This window comes from Nostoc sp. DedQUE08 (assembly GCF_034530895.1).
GTDB lineage: Bacteria > Cyanobacteriota > Cyanobacteriia > Cyanobacteriales > Nostocaceae > Nostoc.
Window position 1 is genome coordinate 92,025 of record NZ_JAVRCD010000003.1, and the last position, 18,496, is coordinate 110,520.

General features: G+C 42.9%; 18 protein-coding genes. 16 read left to right on the forward strand and 2 right to left on the reverse strand.

Annotated elements, in window-relative coordinates; translation table 11 throughout:
- The first annotated feature begins 201 nt into the window (after positions 1 to 201).
- The 3 genes from RMY64_RS36740 (at position 202) to RMY64_RS02945 (ending at position 2,578) form a co-directional block, all read left to right on the forward strand.
- Positions 202 to 393 (forward strand): transposase, encoded by a 192-nt coding sequence (locus RMY64_RS36740; RefSeq protein ID WP_416212131.1) that lies wholly within the window; start codon positions 202 to 204, stop codon positions 391 to 393.
- A 206-nt stretch (positions 394 to 599) separates the two neighbouring features.
- Positions 600 to 1,397 carry a peroxiredoxin-like family protein gene (locus RMY64_RS02940; protein WP_322699260.1) on the forward strand — a complete coding sequence of 266 codons (798 nt, stop codon included), beginning with the start codon at positions 600 to 602 and terminating at the stop codon, positions 1,395 to 1,397.
- A gap of 764 nt (positions 1,398 to 2,161) precedes the next feature.
- Positions 2,162 to 2,578 (forward strand): response regulator, encoded by a 417-nt coding sequence (locus tag RMY64_RS02945; RefSeq protein ID WP_322671626.1) that lies wholly within the window; start codon positions 2,162 to 2,164, stop codon positions 2,576 to 2,578.
- Here RMY64_RS02945 and RMY64_RS02950 read toward each other — a convergent pair whose 3' ends face one another.
- Positions 2,579 to 2,977: a DUF6335 family protein gene (locus RMY64_RS02950; protein ID WP_322671625.1), complete on the reverse strand. Its 399-nt coding sequence runs from the start codon at positions 2,975 to 2,977 to the stop codon at positions 2,579 to 2,581.
- A 476-nt stretch (positions 2,978 to 3,453) separates the two neighbouring features.
- On the opposite strand from RMY64_RS02950, the gene RMY64_RS02955 reads away from it, so the two are divergent.
- From RMY64_RS02955 to RMY64_RS03015, 13 genes are all read left to right on the forward strand, one after another.
- The gene (locus RMY64_RS02955; RefSeq protein ID WP_322699261.1) at positions 3,454 to 4,551 is read left to right on the forward strand and encodes a DJ-1/PfpI/YhbO family deglycase/protease; all 1,098 of its coding nucleotides are present in this window, start codon (positions 3,454 to 3,456) and stop codon (positions 4,549 to 4,551) included.
- 105 nt (positions 4,552 to 4,656) lie between these two features.
- Positions 4,657 to 5,355 carry an SRPBCC family protein gene (locus tag RMY64_RS02960; RefSeq protein ID WP_322688690.1) on the forward strand — a complete coding sequence of 233 codons (699 nt, stop codon included), beginning with the start codon at positions 4,657 to 4,659 and terminating at the stop codon, positions 5,353 to 5,355.
- A 52-nt stretch (positions 5,356 to 5,407) separates the two neighbouring features.
- Positions 5,408 to 6,577 (forward strand): zinc-dependent alcohol dehydrogenase, encoded by a 1,170-nt coding sequence (locus RMY64_RS02965; protein ID WP_322671622.1) that lies wholly within the window; start codon positions 5,408 to 5,410, stop codon positions 6,575 to 6,577.
- A gap of 63 nt (positions 6,578 to 6,640) precedes the next feature.
- Positions 6,641 to 7,030, forward strand: a complete 390-nt coding sequence (locus RMY64_RS02970; RefSeq protein WP_322699262.1) for a hypothetical protein — start codon at positions 6,641 to 6,643, stop codon at positions 7,028 to 7,030.
- A 164-nt stretch (positions 7,031 to 7,194) separates the two neighbouring features.
- On the forward strand, positions 7,195 to 8,364 hold the full coding sequence (locus RMY64_RS02975; RefSeq protein WP_322671620.1) for a zinc-dependent alcohol dehydrogenase: 1,170 nt from the start codon (positions 7,195 to 7,197) through the stop codon (positions 8,362 to 8,364).
- 161 nt (positions 8,365 to 8,525) lie between these two features.
- Positions 8,526 to 9,710, forward strand: coding sequence for a Gfo/Idh/MocA family oxidoreductase (locus tag RMY64_RS02980; RefSeq protein WP_322699263.1), 1,185 nt, complete (start codon positions 8,526 to 8,528; stop codon positions 9,708 to 9,710).
- Positions 9,711 to 9,730: 20 nt separating this feature from the next.
- Positions 9,731 to 10,072, forward strand: a complete 342-nt coding sequence (locus tag RMY64_RS02985; RefSeq protein ID WP_322699264.1) for a cupin domain-containing protein — start codon at positions 9,731 to 9,733, stop codon at positions 10,070 to 10,072.
- A 765-nt stretch (positions 10,073 to 10,837) separates the two neighbouring features.
- Positions 10,838 to 11,461 carry a (2Fe-2S)-binding protein gene (locus tag RMY64_RS02990; RefSeq protein ID WP_322671617.1) on the forward strand — a complete coding sequence of 208 codons (624 nt, stop codon included), beginning with the start codon at positions 10,838 to 10,840 and terminating at the stop codon, positions 11,459 to 11,461.
- Positions 11,448 to 12,431: a xanthine dehydrogenase family protein subunit M gene (locus RMY64_RS02995; RefSeq protein ID WP_322699265.1), complete on the forward strand. Its 984-nt coding sequence runs from the start codon at positions 11,448 to 11,450 to the stop codon at positions 12,429 to 12,431. The genes RMY64_RS02990 and RMY64_RS02995 overlap by 14 nt, the downstream gene beginning before the upstream one ends.
- The gene (locus RMY64_RS03000; protein ID WP_322699266.1) at positions 12,428 to 14,641 is read left to right on the forward strand and encodes a xanthine dehydrogenase family protein molybdopterin-binding subunit; all 2,214 of its coding nucleotides are present in this window, start codon (positions 12,428 to 12,430) and stop codon (positions 14,639 to 14,641) included. Before RMY64_RS02995 ends, RMY64_RS03000 begins: the two co-directional genes overlap by 4 nt.
- 188 nt (positions 14,642 to 14,829) lie before the next feature.
- Complete coding sequence (locus tag RMY64_RS03005; protein ID WP_322699267.1) at positions 14,830 to 15,195, forward strand: hypothetical protein; 366 nt, start codon at positions 14,830 to 14,832, stop codon at positions 15,193 to 15,195.
- Between the two features lie 130 nt (positions 15,196 to 15,325).
- The gene (locus RMY64_RS03010) at positions 15,326 to 16,690 is read left to right on the forward strand and encodes a hypothetical protein (RefSeq protein WP_322699268.1); all 1,365 of its coding nucleotides are present in this window, start codon (positions 15,326 to 15,328) and stop codon (positions 16,688 to 16,690) included.
- Positions 16,691 to 17,008: 318 nt separating this feature from the next.
- Entirely contained in the window at positions 17,009 to 17,947 is a 939-nt protein-coding gene (locus tag RMY64_RS03015; protein ID WP_322699269.1) for a cation diffusion facilitator family transporter, read from the forward strand.
- 48 nt (positions 17,948 to 17,995) lie between these two features.
- Here RMY64_RS03015 and RMY64_RS03020 read toward each other — a convergent pair whose 3' ends face one another.
- Positions 17,996 to 18,367: a hypothetical protein gene (locus RMY64_RS03020; protein WP_322686203.1), complete on the reverse strand. Its 372-nt coding sequence runs from the start codon at positions 18,365 to 18,367 to the stop codon at positions 17,996 to 17,998.
- Positions 18,368 to 18,496 lie beyond the last annotated feature (129 nt).

The window sequence follows — 18,496 nt, forward strand, 5'->3', positions numbered from 1 at the left end:
TTCAATATTTGAGGATGTGAGACATTTTGAGGCATTCAAGTATTTACACTTGAGAATGTTATCAGAAATCCGAGCCAAATCGCTACCAGAGATAGCGAAAACAGCAGGATTAAAAGATGGTCAATTCCCGTCATCATTTTTACCAGAGATGCACTGTGGAATATCAAAAAATTAAAAGAAATGAGGCTGTGGTTAACAAAAATGTTGATTGGAGAAAGAGAAATAATTTTATGTATTGACAAAACAGGAGACAAGAAAAAGGGAAAATCAACAGATTACGTGACTCGCCAATATACCGGGAATTTAGGCAAGACAGAGAATGGCTGGGGTGTCAGTAAATGCTTATGGTGTAGTAGATGGGATTACTTATCGGTCAATGTTGACAATCTTTAGAAGAAGCTTTCATATTTAGCTGCTGTTAGTAGTAATATACTCATCAAGCGACCTACTAAGTATTGCCTTACTTAGCGGTATCAAACTAAATATGAACTTCCGTTAACTAGTATAACAAAATATTCACAAACCTGAGATGATGGCATATTAATGCTTTAGTACATCCTGTGTCACTGATACCCCAGATATCCGAGTAATCATTTGTCATGAATCCTTACACTATCCTCCATCGGACAGGACTTCAGCGTGTTAGTGATGGCATGATCCGCCCCCTACTAGAAAATTGCGAGCCTGCCTCATATACCCTGGTTTTAGTCTGGCCCCAACTTGGGGATTTTGATAGTCTTGAATATGCGTGGTGGTTACAGCGCGAAGCTAAAAAATTGTCAGATGAAAAACTCGCTATTCGTGCAGTGGGAATTGGTAATCGCGCCTCTGGAATAAGATTTTGTGAATATACAGGATTTCCACCGGAAAATTTATTTGTTGAACCTAATGGAGAACTACATCACCAACTCAAACTTTATTCAGGTCTCAATTTTCCTCTCCCTGGACTTTCCCCTGCTCACAAAGCTTGGCTAAATCTAGTGTTAATGTGTGCAGGCTTTGGAAGTCCTGGAACGCTAAAAGAAGTTTTTCGGGGATACAGGGGAGATCGTCAAGCCCCTCAACTTATTGAAGATGATGAAGTTATTCAAGGTACTCCTTTACCTGCTTTTAAAGGCTCGTTTTTCCAATTAGCTGGCGGAAGTGGGTTTCAACGTCCCTTTGAATTGGCTACTCTACGGCTACGGAATATGGTTGAAGTTCTCAGCAATTGGCATACTTATGTACCTAATTCTGCCTACTTAACTCAGCGTGGTGGAACTTTTCTGTTTGATACCAAAGGCCAGTTACTTTACGAACATCGAGATCCAGGAATTTTAGGCTTTGCTGCTAATATGAGTCAGCCCTTATCATTTTTATCCTCGATTGAAACGGATAGCTTTACTTCAACTCACTAATTCCTAAACCTTGTCTACCTTGAGAACCGTAGTTTTGTAGGTTGGATGCAGCGATAGCGTAACCCAACATATAAATAAGGTGGTAATGTTGGGTTGCGTTTCACTCTACCCAACCTACATAAACATAAATATATCTTTTAAGGGACTTCCAAGAAATAAATTATCCAATCTTGTAGAGTGGGCATCTTGCCCGCCTTTGACTATGGGCGCGCTACGAGTGGGGCATACCCTGCGGGATCTCGCTACAAACCCGCCGTTGATTGAAAACGACTAAATCTTCTCTTTTAGAGACGCTGTTCGCGTTTGATTTAATAAGGGTTTTAAACCCTCTTGTTCAGACGCTCCGCGAACAGCAGACTCAGGGCATCGCTCCTGACTCTTGAATTTTGAATTATGCTGAAAATCAAGATAAGTGAGGACTTTTCTAACGACACTTGAATTTCATTTGTGCGAAGTGGTCTTCCAGTAGGAAAATAGATAAAGGAGTAGTAACCATCAAGCTATATGTTTGAAATTATGGTATTAAATCATTTTTTGTTAAAAGAGCCTGCTTCGGTATCTCATCAATATTCTGAACACATCAATCTACTTTTGTAAATCTAAAATCTGCTCTAAAAGAAGCTCTAATGGGTATAAAAGTCATAATAATTCGTAATTGATAATGACGCTTGCGGACTCGCTAACGTAATTCGTAGTTGTAATCACTGCTTGCTCTGTACTCTCTTAATTACGAATTACGAATATAGCAAGTAAGGATAAATAAAATGTCATTTATTATGCAAACTTCTGGAACTCTTACTGGTTTAGATATCTTGGTAGTTGAGGATGATGATGATACTCGCTTTTTTATCACTACTGTCTTGGAAATGGATGGAGCAACAGTTATAGCAGTGATATCAGCAGCAGATGCACGCAATGTATTGTCTGAATTGCAACCCGATGTTTTAATTAGTGATATCGGGTTGCCTGGGGAGGATGGCTACACTTTCATTTCCAAATTCCGTGCGCTCAAAGCAAATAATTGTGGACGAGTCCCGGCTATTGCTTTAACAGCCTTTGCTGATAGTGAGGCTCGTATCCGTGCTTTGGAAGCTGGCTTTGACACTCATATATCTAAACCGATCGCTCCAGAAGAACTAGTTGAGATAGTGGCTAATTTGGTTGCTTCTTGTAATTGGTAGTTATTCTCTTCGGTCTTGATAATCTTCAGAAGATTTTGGATCTAACTCCCAGCGATCGCCATCACGATCCTCTAAAATATCGTTGGTATGCAGAAATTCAGAATCAGCCATTTCTAGCCCCACTGCTGCTTCTAAGTCCTCTGTGACATTTTGATCGGGAGTGGAAGTACTACCACCAACAGCTTCATCTCCAACTGCATCTGCATCTTGCCAATAAGCATCAACATCCCCACCAGTCAGTTCAGGACTAGTTTCTGTGTACTCGTCTCTTTCTGCTTTTATTGAGCGTCCGCCAATGTTGTATCCCGGCAAGTCTTTTACACCAGTACCGTAGGATTCGGTAATCTCTTGTGGCAAATCATTACTTTTAATTTTGTCATTATGATTTTTTTCTGCCATGATCCTAGCTCTTTTCTGCATTCTCACAATAACGTTTTCTTGTCAGCAATTTGTCTAACTAGAGGTGTATAGCTAAGAAAATAATCTATCCCCTGGGTACGAAGCTAAACTAGCGATCGCGCCATAAGATTGTAGCTATGAATTCATGGTCAAGGAACTTGTAGTTGAAGTTATGAGTTATAAGTTATCAAACCAAAATTATTCATTGGCGAACTTTTCACTCATAACTATTTCTTGTTTGGCAAAAATAGGCAACCAAAATAAAATTTTGATGATAAGTTTAGCATTTTAACTCGTTTTCATACTTTTTAAATATCTGAATGCTAAATAACCAATTGAATACTCAAACTTATTTGAGTAGTGAAGGCAGATAATATGATAAGTAATTCAAGATTATTTATTCAAAAAATAATCTGTTTATTTAACTTTTGTTGTAGTTAGTTAAAGACTAGAGAATACAAACGTAATACCATTTTATGACTGAACATAACAATAACTCCGGTAAGAAAAAAGTTGCTATCCTCATTGAACAAGCAGTAGAGGATGCAGAATTTACAGTTCCATATAATGGATTGAAACAAGCAGGAATAGAGGTAGTAGTCCTTGGTTCCCGAATGAATGAAAAATATAAGGGGAAACGCGGCAAACTTAGCATACAAGCCGATGGTACCACAACGGAAGCGATCGCAGCCCAATTCGATGCAGTGGTGATTCCCGGTGGGATGGCTCCCGATCAAATGCGGCGAAACATCAACACAGTCCGCTTTGTCCAAGAAGCTATACAACAAGGAAAATTAGTCGCTGCTGTTTGTCACGGCCCACAAGTTTTGATTGAAGGTGACTTGCTCAAAGGTAAGCAAGCCACTAGTTTTAGCGCTATTGCCAAAGACATGATTAACGCTGGCGCAAATTATCTAGATGAGCCAGTGGTAGTTGACGGAAATTTGATTACATCTCGTGAACCCGGAGACTTGCCAATTTTCACTACAGCTATTTTAAGCCGTTTGGGTTATGGTGGCAAAGATGCTGCATTGCCAAATGAAAAAGACACAAGTGCTGAATGGTGGAAGTTGGCTGATGCTTGGGGTGGCTCAACTAAAGGTGATATTGCCAAAGGTTTAAATACTGCTCTTGCTGGTGAACGTTATTCTTTAGAAGCATTTGAGAACTACTTTGAAAAGGAATCAGATAACGAAGTAAAATCAGTTTTCCAAGAAATAATTGCTCATAAACAGCGCCACATTGAAAAACTAGAAACTTATCTTGACCGATTGGGTGAAAAACCCTCTTTAGGGGCAAATATTGCCAATCAGTATGCCAAAGTGAAAACTGCCATGACAGGAAGTGATGATATATATCAGTTACGTTCTGCTCTAGGTGATGTGCAAACCGGTATCGGCGATATTGGCAATTTGTGTGCAATGTACACTGACCCAGTAGCAACAGCTATTTTCAAACAAATTTACCAAGATTCATCGAAATATGAGCAACGATTGGTAGAACTATATCGAGCGCGGATAGGCGCTCAGATTCAGCCTCCTAAGCCGACAACAGGGGCTGCTGTGTCAATGTAAGGTTTTTTGAACGTAGATGGCTACCGAAAAGGCGCAAATAACACATAAGAAAGAAGAGGGTATTTGCGCCTCTATGGTGAATTTACAGTAATGGAGATATAAAAAGTGACTTCAACATCAGGGGATAAATCAAGTACAAACCAGCCAGAGGCTAGTGAAGTAGAGCGTTGGGCTTCCCTTATCGGTGGCGGTGCGATGGTGCTGATGGGTTTAAGACAAGGTTCATTGCGAGGAGCGCTGACGGCTTTAGCTGGTGGTGGTTTGGTTTATCAAGGTGCAACCAAGCAAAGCACAATCCAGAAAGCACAGGAAGCAATAGGTCTAAACCAGCCGATCAAAGTTGAAAAGACGGTAACTATCAATAAATCGGCAGAAGAATTGTATCGCTTTTGGCACGACTTTGAGAATTTGCCCACCTTTATGAAGCATCTCAAATCTGTCAAGGTGTACAACGAAAAACGTTCTCATTGGATTGCCAATGCACCTTTGGATAATACCGTAGAATGGGATGCAGATATTCTCGAAGACCGGGAAAATGAATTTATTTCTTGGGCTTCAGTAGAAGGTGCAGACATTGATAATTCTGGTTTTGTCCGTTTCAAAAAAGCACCAGGCGATCGCGGCACGGAAGTCAAGGTTGTTTTGGAGTATAACCCACCAGGCGGAGCATTGGCAGCTACCGTAGCTAAACTTTTTGGTGAAGAACCAGAACAACAAATTGGTGATGAATTGCGCCGCTTCAAAATGCTAATGGAAGCAGGCGAAATCGCCACAACTGAAGGTCAACCTTCTGGACGTAAGTAGTTATTTGTTCTTTGTCCTTTGCCCAATGCCCAATGCCCAATGATTAATAATTATGAAAGCAGTCTGCTGGAACGGTGCTAATGATGTGCGGGTAGAGACAGTACCAGATCCGACAATTCTTAACCCGCGTGATGCAATTATTAAAATTACTTCCACGGCGATTTGTGGCTCCGATCTACATATTTATGGCGGCTATATTCCCACAGTGCAACAGGGTGACATTATTGGTCACGAATTCATGGGGGAAGTCGTGGAAGTTGGCAGAGGAGTCAACAATTTAAAAATAGGCGATCGCGTTGTTGTTCCTTCCACAATTGGCTGTGGTAATTGCAATTATTGCCAACGTGATATGTGGTCATTGTGCGATAACTCCAATCCGAAAGGTTGGATTCAAGAAAAATTGTTTGGCAATATCACCTCAGCTATTTATGGCTACTCCCATATGTTGGGTGGTTATGCAGGCGCACAAGCCGAATATATCCGTGTACCCTTTGCTGATGTGGGTGTCGTCAAAGTTCCGCCAGATTTGCCGGATGAGATGTTGTTATTCATCTCCGACGCTATTCCCACAGGTTATATGGGTGCAGAATTATGCGATATCCAACCGGGTGATACTGTAGCCGTTTGGGGTTGCGGTGCTGTTGGACAGTTTGCCATGATTAGCGCCTACATGATGGGAGCCGAAAAAGTGATCGCAATAGATCGCTTTCCCGAACGCCTGGAAATGGCGAAAAAGTTTGCCAAAGCAGAAGTGATTAACTACGAAGAAGTTAATGCTGGCGAAGCGTTGAAAGAGATGACTGGTGGTCGTGGCCCCGATGCTTGCATCGATGCTGTTGGTTTAGAAGCACACGGCGTTGGTTTAGAAGACTTCTACGACCAGACAAAACAAAAGCTCAGATTGGAAACCGACCGTCCCCACGTTCTGCGGGAAATGATGGTCGCCTGTCGTAAAGGCGGGACTCTTTCAATTATGGGTGTTTATGGTGGTTTTGTAGACAAAATACCATTGGGTGCAGCCTTTAATAAAGGCTTAACCTTCAGAATGGGACAAATGCATGGACAGAAATATATGCATTTGTTATTGCAGATGGTTTTGGATGGAAAACTCGATCCATCCTTCGTTGTCACCCATCAATTGCCTCTAGAACAAGCACCCCACGCCTACCACATCTTTCAACAAAAAAAAGATAACTGTATCAAAGTTGTTCTTAAACCCTAAATGGCAAATAGTCATTCAGTGTTTTGAATTTGTCCACCTTACATAATGCAATTGAGGTTGTTTATGAATCGACTAAGTTCTTGGTTACGAAATATTCGTATTTCTCAAATCCTTGTAGTTTTCTTAGCAGGATTTATATTTTTACTGGGTCAGGCTTTTAGCTACGTTGATGTAGCACAAGCTGATGTTACAAGTCCAGAGGGTACTTATTACAAAGGAACGCCAAATGGGCAAGGTGAAATTAGAAACGATACCCAAATCAATAATACCCAAAAATCACAAAATCCAATCAAAGGTGCTGTTGATAATATCCGCGAAAAATTAAACTTGGATGAAAAACCTCCTGAAGCTACAAAAGAGTTTTTTGATCCTAGTATAAACAGAAGTGCAGATAAAACTTCATCATATGAAGGAAGTAGAGAAGGTTATTATCGCACTCCTTCTAGTAACTAACTCAGAGATAGCAGCTAAAGGGTTAGTAAATCTTGAGTCGAATACTTGAATAACTTTTTAGCGGTTATTGAGACGCGATAGTTATCGCGTCTCAAAATTAAGACAAATCCAGGATTTATCTTGATACGAACGATCCAGGAATTATAACTAAGGACTAAATAATTATGAAAGCAGTTTGCTGGCATGGAGCAAACGACGTGCGGGTGGAAACAGTTCCCGACCCTAAAATTCTTAACCCACGTGATGCTATTGTTAAAATTACTTCCACAGCAATATGCGGTTCAGATTTGCATATTTACGACGGCTATATTCCCACCATGCAAAAGGGCGATATCCTTGGTCATGAATTTATGGGGGAAGTCGTAGAACTTGGAAGTGCAGTTAAAAATGTGAATGTAGGCGATCGCGTCGTTGTTCCCTTCACTATATCTTGCGGTAGCTGCTTTTTCTGCAATCGGGATTTATGGTCGCTGTGCGATAACTCTAACCCCAATGCTTGGTTAGTCGAAAAGCAAATGGGACATTCGCCAGCAGGTCTATTTGGCTACTCTCATTTATTCGGCGGTTACGCTGGCGGTCAAGCAGAGTATGCAAGAGTACCTTTTGCCGATGTAGGCTTGTTCAAAATTCCCGATGGTTTAACGGATGAGCAAGTGCTATTTCTAACAGATATTTTTCCCACAGGCTACATGGCAGCTGAGAACTGCAACATCAAACCCGGTGATATTGTCGCCGTTTGGGGTTGTGGGCCAGTCGGACAATTCGCCATCAGAAGCGCATATATGCTAGGTGCGGAACGTGTTATCGCTTTTGACCGCGTTCCCGAACGTCTGCAAATGGCTAAAGAATACGGCAAAGCAGAAGTTCTCAACTACGAAGAAGTGAATATTGGCGAAGCACTCAAAGAAATGACTGGCGGTCGTGGCCCCGATGCTTGCATTGATGCAGTAGGAATGGAGGCACACGGCACAGATTTTATGGCGATGTACGACCAGGTAAAGCAAGCAGTACGTTTAGAAACAGACCGTCCGACGGCATTACGGCAAGTAATAGTATCTGCTGCTAAAGGTGGTCATGTATCACTTGCGGGTGTGTACGGTGGCTTTTTAGATAAAATCCCAATGGGTGCTGCCATGAACAAAGGATTAACCTTCAAAATGGGACAAACGAATGTCCACAAGTATCTAAAACCTTTGCTAGAACACATCCAAAACGGTGATATCGATCCAACATTTATCATCACTCACACTTTACCTCTAGAACAAGCGCCCCACGGCTACGAGATTTTTAAACACAAGAAAGATAACTGCATCAAAGTTGTACTCAAACCTTAATAGGGAGTGGGGAGTAGGGAATAGGGAATGGGCAAGAGTATCCCAATGCCCAATGCCCAATGCCCCATACTTCGACTACGCTCAGTACAAGTCGCGGTTCCTGAGCGTAGTTGAAGGGCAGTACAAATGCCCCTTGCCCAATCCCCAATAGCTAACCTTCCATGTTTGATTTACTAAAATCACAATTTACGCGTCGTACTATATTACACAAAGCAGGTTTTGGGTTAATTACACTCAGTACTTTTGGGGTAGCAGGTACTATTTTTAAACCTAATCGTACCTTAGCCCAAGCTGGGCCAGCACCAGGCAAAGAACCATCTATGCCTCCTGAAAAAAAGTTAGGATGGGCTATTGTTGGCTTGGGAAAATTTGCTACGCAACAGATTATTCCGTCGTTTGGTGAATGTAAGCGTTCAAAGTTGGTAGCACTAGTCAGTGGCGATCGCGCCAAAGCTGAAGGCATAGCCCAGCAATACGGGGTTAACTCGAAAAATATCTACAATTACCAGAACTACGACACCATCCGCAATAACCCGGAGGTTGATGTTATTTATATCATTTTACCTAATGCGTTACACGCCGAATACAGTATTCGTGGTGCCCAAGCTGGTAAGCATATCATGTGCGAAAAGCCAATGGCTATTACTGTCGAGGAATGCCAAGCAATGATTGATGCTGCCAAAAAAGGCGATCGCAAATTGATGATTGCTTACCGCGCTCAATATGAACCTTACAACCTGGCTGCGATCGAACTTGCACAAAGCGGCAAACTCGGTAAACTAAAAACCATAACCTCTGACCACGGACGCAACCTCGACCCCAAAGATCCCGCAGATCGTTGGCGGGCACAAAAAAAACTAGCTGGCGGCGGTTCTCTTTATGACATAGGCATCTACAGCTTGAATGCTGCTAGATACATTACAGGCGAGGAACCACAAGAAATTAGCGCCATGATGTACAGCACCCCTGGCGACCCCCGCTTTCGGGAAGTTGAGGAAAATGTCAACTTCGTTTTGCGTTTTCCTAGTGGTGTGCTTGCTAACTGCACGTCAAGCTACGGCTATGCAGATACCAAGCGTATCCAAGTTTTTGGTTCAGATGCAGTCTTAGAGTTAGATCCAGCTACCGACTACTACCAACATCGCTTGACAATCAAACGCAAAAACAGCAGTGAAGAACAGAATATTCAGGAAAAGAACCAATTCGCCCTAGAGATGGATCATTTGTCCGAGTCCATCATGGCGAATAAACAGCCCAAAACTCCTGGAGAAGAAGGCTTGCAAGATGTCAGGCTGATGCAACTAATTTACCAGGCAGCTCGCACTGGCAAAACAATCAAAGTTTAAAAGTAAAAGAGGCAAAAAATATGTCTGATACAACCGTTATCAAAGTAGACTCTAGCAATTCTCCTAAAGGCCAACTTGGTCAGAAATATCTTGCATCTGGCAAAACCATTTCCATGCGCCTATGGGAAAATGAGGAACCGAACGAACCTAAAGAGCCAACAGCAAGAGAATATGAAACTGTTGGTTATGTAATTACTGGTCGTGCAGAATTGCATATTGAAGGGCAAACGATTTTACTAGAACCTGGGAGTTCTTGGGTAGTAGCAAAAGGAGCTAGTCACACCTATAAAATTTTAGAATCATTTACTGCTGTTGAAGCAACTAGTCCACCTGCGCAAGTTCACGGGCGAGACGAAAACTGATATCATGTTCGCATAAATTAGTTATGATTTCCACAGTCATTGCACCCCACCCCTTAATCCCCTCCCCGCAGGCGGGGAGGGGAGACAAGGCGTAGCTTTGGCGGGGTGGGGTTCTTCGGGTTTAATAAGCAATCAAGCGGACATGATATGATTTGCGATCGCTCGCTAAAAACCTATAGCCGCTTTCAATGACATGGAATATAAAGCATTCTTAGGAGAACAAGAATATTGTTCTCCTTTTTACTGTGCTTTGCAGCTTAGAGGTTGTTTTAAAAGTGTTTGGCTATGATTTTTCTCACATTTTTACCTCCCTTAATCCCCCCAATATATAGGGGGGATTAAGGAAGTTTGGTTCCCTCCCCTTTATAAGGCTACGGTGTACACATAAGTCTAAAAAAGCTTGATTTTTCATTGTTTTATCGTTGTTATCGTTCCCATGCTCTGCATGGGAATGCCTGATTTAGAGGCTCTGCCTCCAGTCAGATATTAAGTCAGAGACTCAATGAATGCATTCCCAGACGAAGCCTGGGAACGAGGAAAAATCATAACTAATTAGCCGGACTTGATATTAATTCTATATTTGATCGGTCTAGATAAGACTTATGGCATAAATCTTCTGATAGAGAGACATAACAAGACGAAATTGTATTCTATTAACAATGTCTTTTTAGAGAAAATGCTTTTTGGTAAGTCTGGTTTTCTATCAATAATTTCAGCATAGATAATTACTCAATATTTTTAACAAAAACAGAATGGAGCGAACAAATGAGGTTTGTCTTAAGACGCCGCAAGCTGGGTCAATTGATGGTCTTCAGCACAGTAGCGGCTACGATCGCTAATTTTGTAGAGAAAGCTGTAGCAGAAACTCAAGTAAAAAAAACTACCCCAATGCTGGCAACTTCCACTTCTGAAACTGTGAAGGTGACGCTACAAGTGAATGGAACACCTCATAGTTTGCAAATTGAACCGCGTGTTACCTTACTTGATGCACTTCGGGAATATCTAGGATTAATTGGTACTAAAAAAGGTTGCGATCATGGCCAGTGTGGTGCTTGCACGGTGCTGGTTGATGGGCAACGAATTAATTCCTGCCTGACATTTGCAATTATGCACACCGACGCAAAAATTACAACTATTGAAGGGTTGGAACAAGGAAATAATCTGCACCCGATGCAAGCCGCGTTTGTTGCCCGCGATGCGTTTCAGTGCGGCTACTGCACGCCAGGACAGATTTGTTCGGCGGTGGGTTTGGTGAACGAGGGACACGCTAAATCAGATGCCGACATTCGCGAACTGATGAGCGGCAATATCTGCCGTTGCGGTGCTTATCCAAATATCGTGGCTGCTGTCCGCGATGTCTTAGAGGGAAAAAAAGATGCAGCCGTTTAGCTATAAGAAAGCAGGACAGGCAGAAAATGCCGTGGCGTTGGTTACTCCAGATGCCCAAGCTTCGTATCTCGCTGGTGGTACTAGCCTCATCGATTTGATGAAGCTGAATGTCCAGAATCCAAGAGAGTTGGTTGACATTAACCCACTCCCACTGAGCAAGATAGAAATGCAGGGTAACGGTGTGCGGATTGGAGCAATGGCAAGCAATAGCGAGGTTGCTTATAATCCGATAATTCAGGAGCGTTACCCGGTGTTGGCAGAGGCGTTGCTGTCTGGGGCATCACCGCAACTGCGAAATATGGCAAGTGTCGGCGGAAATTTGCTGCAACGTACTCGGTGTTACTACTTCCGCGATACCGCTTTCCCCTGCAATAAACGCGTTCCTGGTTCAGGTTGTCCGGCAATTGAGGGTTATAACCGCATCCATGCAATTCTTGGCGGTAGCGATCGCTGTATTGCCACCCATCCTTCTGATATGGCTGTGGCAATGGTGGCACTCGATGCCGTTGTGCAAACCCGCGGGCCGAGAGGAGAGCGCAGTATCCCGCTGGTAGATTTTCATCTTCTACCTGGCGAAACGCCAGAAAGGGAGACGGTTTTAGAACACGGAGAGTTAATTGTTGCCGTTGATTTACCTGCTTTAAACTTCGCAAGGCGATCGCACTATTTAAAAGTTCGCGATCGCGCCTCCTATGCCTTTGCGATGACATCGGTTGCAGCAGCATTAGATATTCAAAATGGAATTATTCGCTCGGCACGCATTGCCCTTGGTGGCGTTGGCACAAAGCCCTGGCGTGCCTTGGAAGCGGAAAAAATACTTTTGAACAAGCCGGCAAACCAAGCAACATTTCAAGCAGCAGCATTGGCTGCGATCGCCGGTGCTAAACCTCAAAAATACAACGGCTTTAAAGTCGAACTGGCTAAACGCACAATTGTTAAGGCGCTGACAACAGTGGGAGGGATGGCATGAATACTGGGGATAAAAATATAGTTGTCGGCAAACCGCTAAATCGAGTTGATGGATACCTGAAGGTGACTGGTGGCGCACGTTACGCGGCTGAGTTTCCGGTCGCCAAAATGACTTATGGCGTGACAATTCAAAGTGCGATCGCCAAAGGTAAAATAGCCCAAATCGATACCAAGGCGGCGGAACAAGTACCGGGTGTATTAGCAGTAATTACCCACCTCAACGCGCCCAAAGCTTCTGGAGAAAAGGGCGGCGGTCGCAAGCTGCAAGTCCTGCAAGATAACATTGTGCTGTATAGCGGTCAGCATATTGGTGTTGTGGTTGCCGATACCTTTGAACGAGCGATGTATGCTGCCTCCCTGGTACAAGTTCGCTATGACGAAGAGAAACCAACCATTAATATGCGGGACAATCTCGCTAAGGCATACTTGCCTAAAGGTAAAATCCCTAGAGAGGAACCGCCCGATTTAGAGCATGGCAATCTCAGCCAGGGACTAGCGGCGGCAGCTGTCCGCGTCGAGCAAACTTATACCACGCCAGTCGAAAATCACAATCCGATGGAGCCTCATGCTACAACAGCAGTTTGGCAAGGCGATGAACTGCTGCTGTATGACGCAACTCAGGGCATCTTTCAGGCTCAACAAAAAGTTGCAGGGGTATTAGGAATTGAGCCTGAGAAAGTTCGCATTATGTCTTACTTTGTGGGTGGTGGCTTCGGTTGCAAAGGGTCGGCTTGGTCGCACGTCCCGCTAGCGGCGATGGCAGCACGACAGGTTAATCGCCCAGTGAAATTAGTTCTGGGACGGATACAGATGTATGGGCCTGTGGGCTTTCGACCGGAGACAATTCAACAAGTTTCTCTCGGCGCAACCCGCGATGGCAAATTGACTGCTTTGCGACATACCGGGATTTCGCAAACTTCAACTTTCGATGAATTTATCGAACCTGTTGGTAAAAGCGCCCGAATGCTCTACGCTAGCCCGAATATCGAAACTAGCCACCATCTGGTTCAGGTCGATCAAGGAACACCAACCTATATGCGGGCCCCAGGCGAAGCTTCTGGGTCGTTTGCCTTAGAATCGGCAATGGACGAACTGGCTTATGCACTCAATATCGATCCGGTAGAGTTGCGTTTGCGTAACTATGCTGAAGTCGATCCTAGTAAAGAAATACCTTGGTCGAGCAAGTCACTGAGAGAGTGTTACAAATTGGGGGCAGAAAAGTTTGGCTGGCAAAAGCGCAATCCTCAGCCCCGTTCGATGCGAGATGGTAATTATTTGATTGGTTGGGGTATGGCGACAGCTACTTATCCTACCAACCGTTCCCCAGCATCAGCGATCGCTCAAATTATGGCAGATGGTACAGCCGTGGTGCGAAGCGGTTCGCAAGATATTGGTACGGGAACTTATACTGTGATGACTCAAGTTGCAGCTGAAGCACTCGGTTTACCAGTTGAGAAAGTGCGGTTTGAACTAGGTGATACCAAGATGCCAGAAACCCCCATTTCTGGTGGTTCCCAAACTGCCGCCAGTGTCAGTTCAGCCGTGCATTTAGCGGGAAATCAAGCACGCAGTCAGCTTTTGCAACTAGCACTTGCCGATCAAAAATCGCCGCTTTATAGTTCAAAGGCTGAGGATGTGATTGCTCAAGATGGCAGCTTTTTCTTAAAAAATAAATCCTCCGCTAGCGAAACATATCAGGCAATCTTGGCACGACATGGGATGAAAATGCTCGAAGCGCGTGCAGATGCCAAGCCTGGAGAGGAACAAAAGAAGTTCTCAATGCACTCATTTGGAGCGCAGTTTGCCGAAGTACGCGTTGAGCCTGATTTAGGCGAAGTGCGAATAACGCGCTGGGTGGGAACTTTTGGCGTAGGACGCATCCTCAACGCTAAAACAGCCAACAGTCAGCTGATCGGTGGGATTATTTATGGCATTGGCATGGCGTTAATGGAACATACGCTAACAGACCCCAACCGAGGACGCGTTGTCAACCATGATTTAGCTGAGTATCACGTACCAGTGAATGCAGATGTTCCTGATATTGAAGTGTTGTTTGTCGATGAACAAGATCCACATATCAACCCGCTTGGTGTCAAAGGAATTGGTGAAATTGGCATTACCGGCACTGCGGCGGCGATCGCTAATGCTGTCTATCATGCCACCGGTAAGCGCGTCCGCGATTTGCCAATTACCTTAGACAAGCTGCTGTAGATATGGCGATCGCCGAAACTATGAAAGTTCAATCATACGATCGGCGATCGCCTGTGTTTAAACTCAATTAGGTTGATTAACTTGCGATTGCATTGTCGGTCGGTACAATCACTTTTTAACTCTGTTTGCTGTGGGCGACTAGCAATGTGCTATAAATTGATAGAGCTTAAATCAGGATTACTACAGACATGGATTTATCTGTGCTGGCTTTGCAAGCAGTGAATATAGTACTTTATGCACTTGATAAAGCTACAGGTGGTGCTTTAGAGAAAGCTGGAACAGATGTCTTAGATTTCTTGAAAGCAAGATTTCAAGGGAGACTTCAGCTTGAGAAGGCTAAACAAGAACCAAAGCTTTTAGAAGCTGCGCTTGTGAGTGAAGCTGAATCTGACAAGACATTTCAAGAGGACTTAGAGAGACTAGTTACTCAGTACCAGCAGATACAGAATACCTCTAATGTCTCTCAGAATACTCAATCAGGTGTAAACCTCAACGTTAATAACAATCCTGGTACGGTAATAGGTCAACAAATAGGTAAGCAACTTTTTCGTTAATCAGTTTTACTTTGACCTACAAAGTTCAGACCTGGAAGCCAATAGAAACTTACTTAAGAGGTTTTGCAACTACGTTAAAGTAGTCGTATTTCTGATAGGCTCTCTAGTTTTCTGGGTTTTATTTGGTTGGTTGGCTGACTATTCTTTTCCTTTTGGTCAAGCCTTGGAGTTATTGCTTGCTTGTTTCAAAGGTACTATTTCAGCAAGGATTAACAGCTTACAACAAAAGTTACAAAAAACAGATATATTCTCTCAACCAGATAATCAACAGCAAGTTCAAAAGCTGAATAAGTTAGAGTCTCAAGCTTGGCTTTACGAAGGAGTCTTAGAACGTTTTGGTGAAGATCCTACTGCAAATCCTGAAAAAATTGCAAGGACACTTGAGGCATTAGAGTATAAACGAAGCGAAATTCTCCAAGAATTAGAACCTAGAAAACCTAAAAGATACCAAATTTTTGCAGGTATACAAAATGTTGTTCGTTCTCTTTTAGCTAGTCAGGCTGAAAAGGATTATGAACGACTCGATAAAATTGTAACTAATCTAGTTCTTTTTGCAAGAAGCAAGCAACCCTCAGAATTTATTCTTTCAGAAGTAATTGAAAGAATAGCTGTAGAAATAGCACAAAACGCTAATCAGATTAGTCCATATCGTCTTCGTCTTGCTTATAAGATTGATGATTTAATCAAGGTTTTATCAGCAAAACTGGTTTTAGGATCTGACAGGTCTAGAACTGATAGTAGTTATCAAGCACTCATTAACGAGTTACGTTCTCGAATCAGTCTTTTATCTGACCAATTTAACAGTTTACTTAGAAGTAGACAAGAGAATACTAACAATTTAAATAAGCGTATACAGGAAATTTCTAATCTTACTAAAAATATCTCTGCTCTACATAAAGCTATATCTGAGCGTGATGCTGATATAGCTGTTTTACGAAAGAACACCCAAGATTTAACAGAGTCAGCTCAAAAAAAACAAGCTCAAATAGATAGCTTGCAAAATTCAATATCTAATTTACAAAGAGATATTCAGAATTCAAAAGACATTGATCGACAAAAACAAGCTCAAGTTAGTTACTTAGAAAATCAATTGTCTCAACTGAATCAACAGAAATCAGATTTACAGAAAAGAATTCAAGATATCAGTGATTACGCCCGAAGCAAGGAATCTAACGTTAAGAATTTACAACGCGAAAAGTCTCAATTAAATTCTCAGAACTCAGAGTTGCAAATACAATGCCAGACACTATCTAATGAAATAACTAGCTTAAAGGAACAAATAAAAAATCTTTCCCAGACTAATCGAGCGCAATCTACTAGCCCCGCCTATAAAACACCACAACCATCTGTTAAACGAGTTGCTACCAAAAAAACAGTTTCAATAAAAGAATATGAGAATATTTCTAATCAAAGTGATTATATATATATTGATACTTATTATCGAGAAGATGGAACCCCTGTAAGGGCACACTACAGAAGGAAACCTAATAGATAAGCTTTCTGATTATTCTGGTCATTACACCAAAGTATACGGTTGGCTACAGAACAGCGCGAACGCATCTCTCATCAACTGCAACGCCGAAACGATGAAAGCTAAATCATCCGATTAGCGATCGCAACATAGTATGAGCAAGAAGTTCATACGCGGCAATGATCCCTTGTAGAGACGCGATTTATCGCGTCTTAAATTTATCGCGTCTTAAATTTATCGCGTCTTGAAATACCAATCAGTAGAAGACTCAAGATTGATGACCGCTCAAGTAAAATTTGGTACTCTTAGCTCGGAATCACTGTAATTACGTCCGCGACCGAGATGAGTAGTCCAACAGCCCGATCCTACGCTTTCTTATCGATTGCAGCAGCAATCATCACTATTGCCTTGAAATTTGGCGCTTACCTGCTAACCGGGTCAGTAGGTTTGCTTTCAGATGCTATTGAGTCAATTGTAAATCTCGTCGCAGCCTTGGTTGCTCTATGGGCATTGACCTATGCTGATAAACCAGCCGATGCCGAACACGCCTTTGGGCATTCTAAAGCCGAATACTTTTCCAGTGGTGCAGAAGGTGCGTTGATTGTAATAGCCGCTATCAGCATTGCTGTTGAAGCTTGGGGACGCTTGCTGCATCCAGAACCATTAACACAGCTGGGATTAGGGTTGGCACTCTCCCTCATTGCAACTGCAATCAACGGTGTTGTTGCCTTTATCTTGCTACGGGCAGGGCGACGGTTGCGTTCCATCACACTCAGGGCTGATGCTCACCATCTGTTTACTGATGTGGTGACTTCGGCTGGTGTGGTAGTTGGAATCTTACTCGTCAAGCTAACAGGCGCTCTCGTGTTCGATCCAATTATTGCACTGATAGTAGCAGCAAATATTACTTGGACAGGATTTCGTATACTGCGGGAAACCAGTAGCGCTTTACTGGATGCAGCTTTACCTAAAAAAGAAATTGACGCAATCAAGAGCATCCTTAACGAGTACAAAGGTCAAGACATCCAGTTTCATGCCTTGCGAACCCGCGCTGCTGGAACCCGTCGCTTTGTTTCCTTTCATGTTCTTGTACCTGGATCTTGGACAGTGCAACAAGGGCATGATTTATGCGAAGCAATTGAGCTTGCTATTGTTCGGGTGCTGCCTTCAACCCACGTTACAACTCACTTGGAACCTGTAGAAGATCCAGTTTCTTGGAACGATTTGGAGTTGGAGCGTTCGAGCAATCAGCAAATGCAAGATATGAGCGCAAGAGATTAATTGTATACAACGCCGAATACTGCAAATGCGATCGCTTCCAGCAGGCGGTTACGCTATTGCAACTTGCTTTTTCCGCGAAGGACGCTTGCGGTCTGATTTTTTTTTCAATCCCACAGCTTGAGCTTGATCGCTATCTGAGCCATATTGCCCGCGCACAACTTCTTTCATCGCTAATACGGCATTATGAAATTCCCATTCTGCTAATCGCGCAGCATCAGCAGCAGCACGGTATAAAGCTAATTTTTCGGTTTCGGTTTGTTGAGAAATTAACATTGCCTGATAAGCTTCTTGTAAATTAGCAGATGAAGCATCAGCACGAGTTGTGTTGTAAGTGCTGACGGTTTGTAAACCGTGGAATGAGTCAATATCTTGACTAATCAGTAGAGGACGCAAACGGTTTGTTGTATTTTGGGGAGGCATATATGCATACTTAGTAAGTTGTACATTTAACGTACCCATTACAACAAAAAAAGTTATCAGTAAGATGAAATTTTTAGATAGGGCAAGGTTATAAAGGATAGTTTAAGATAACAGGTCGATGTATTGGCA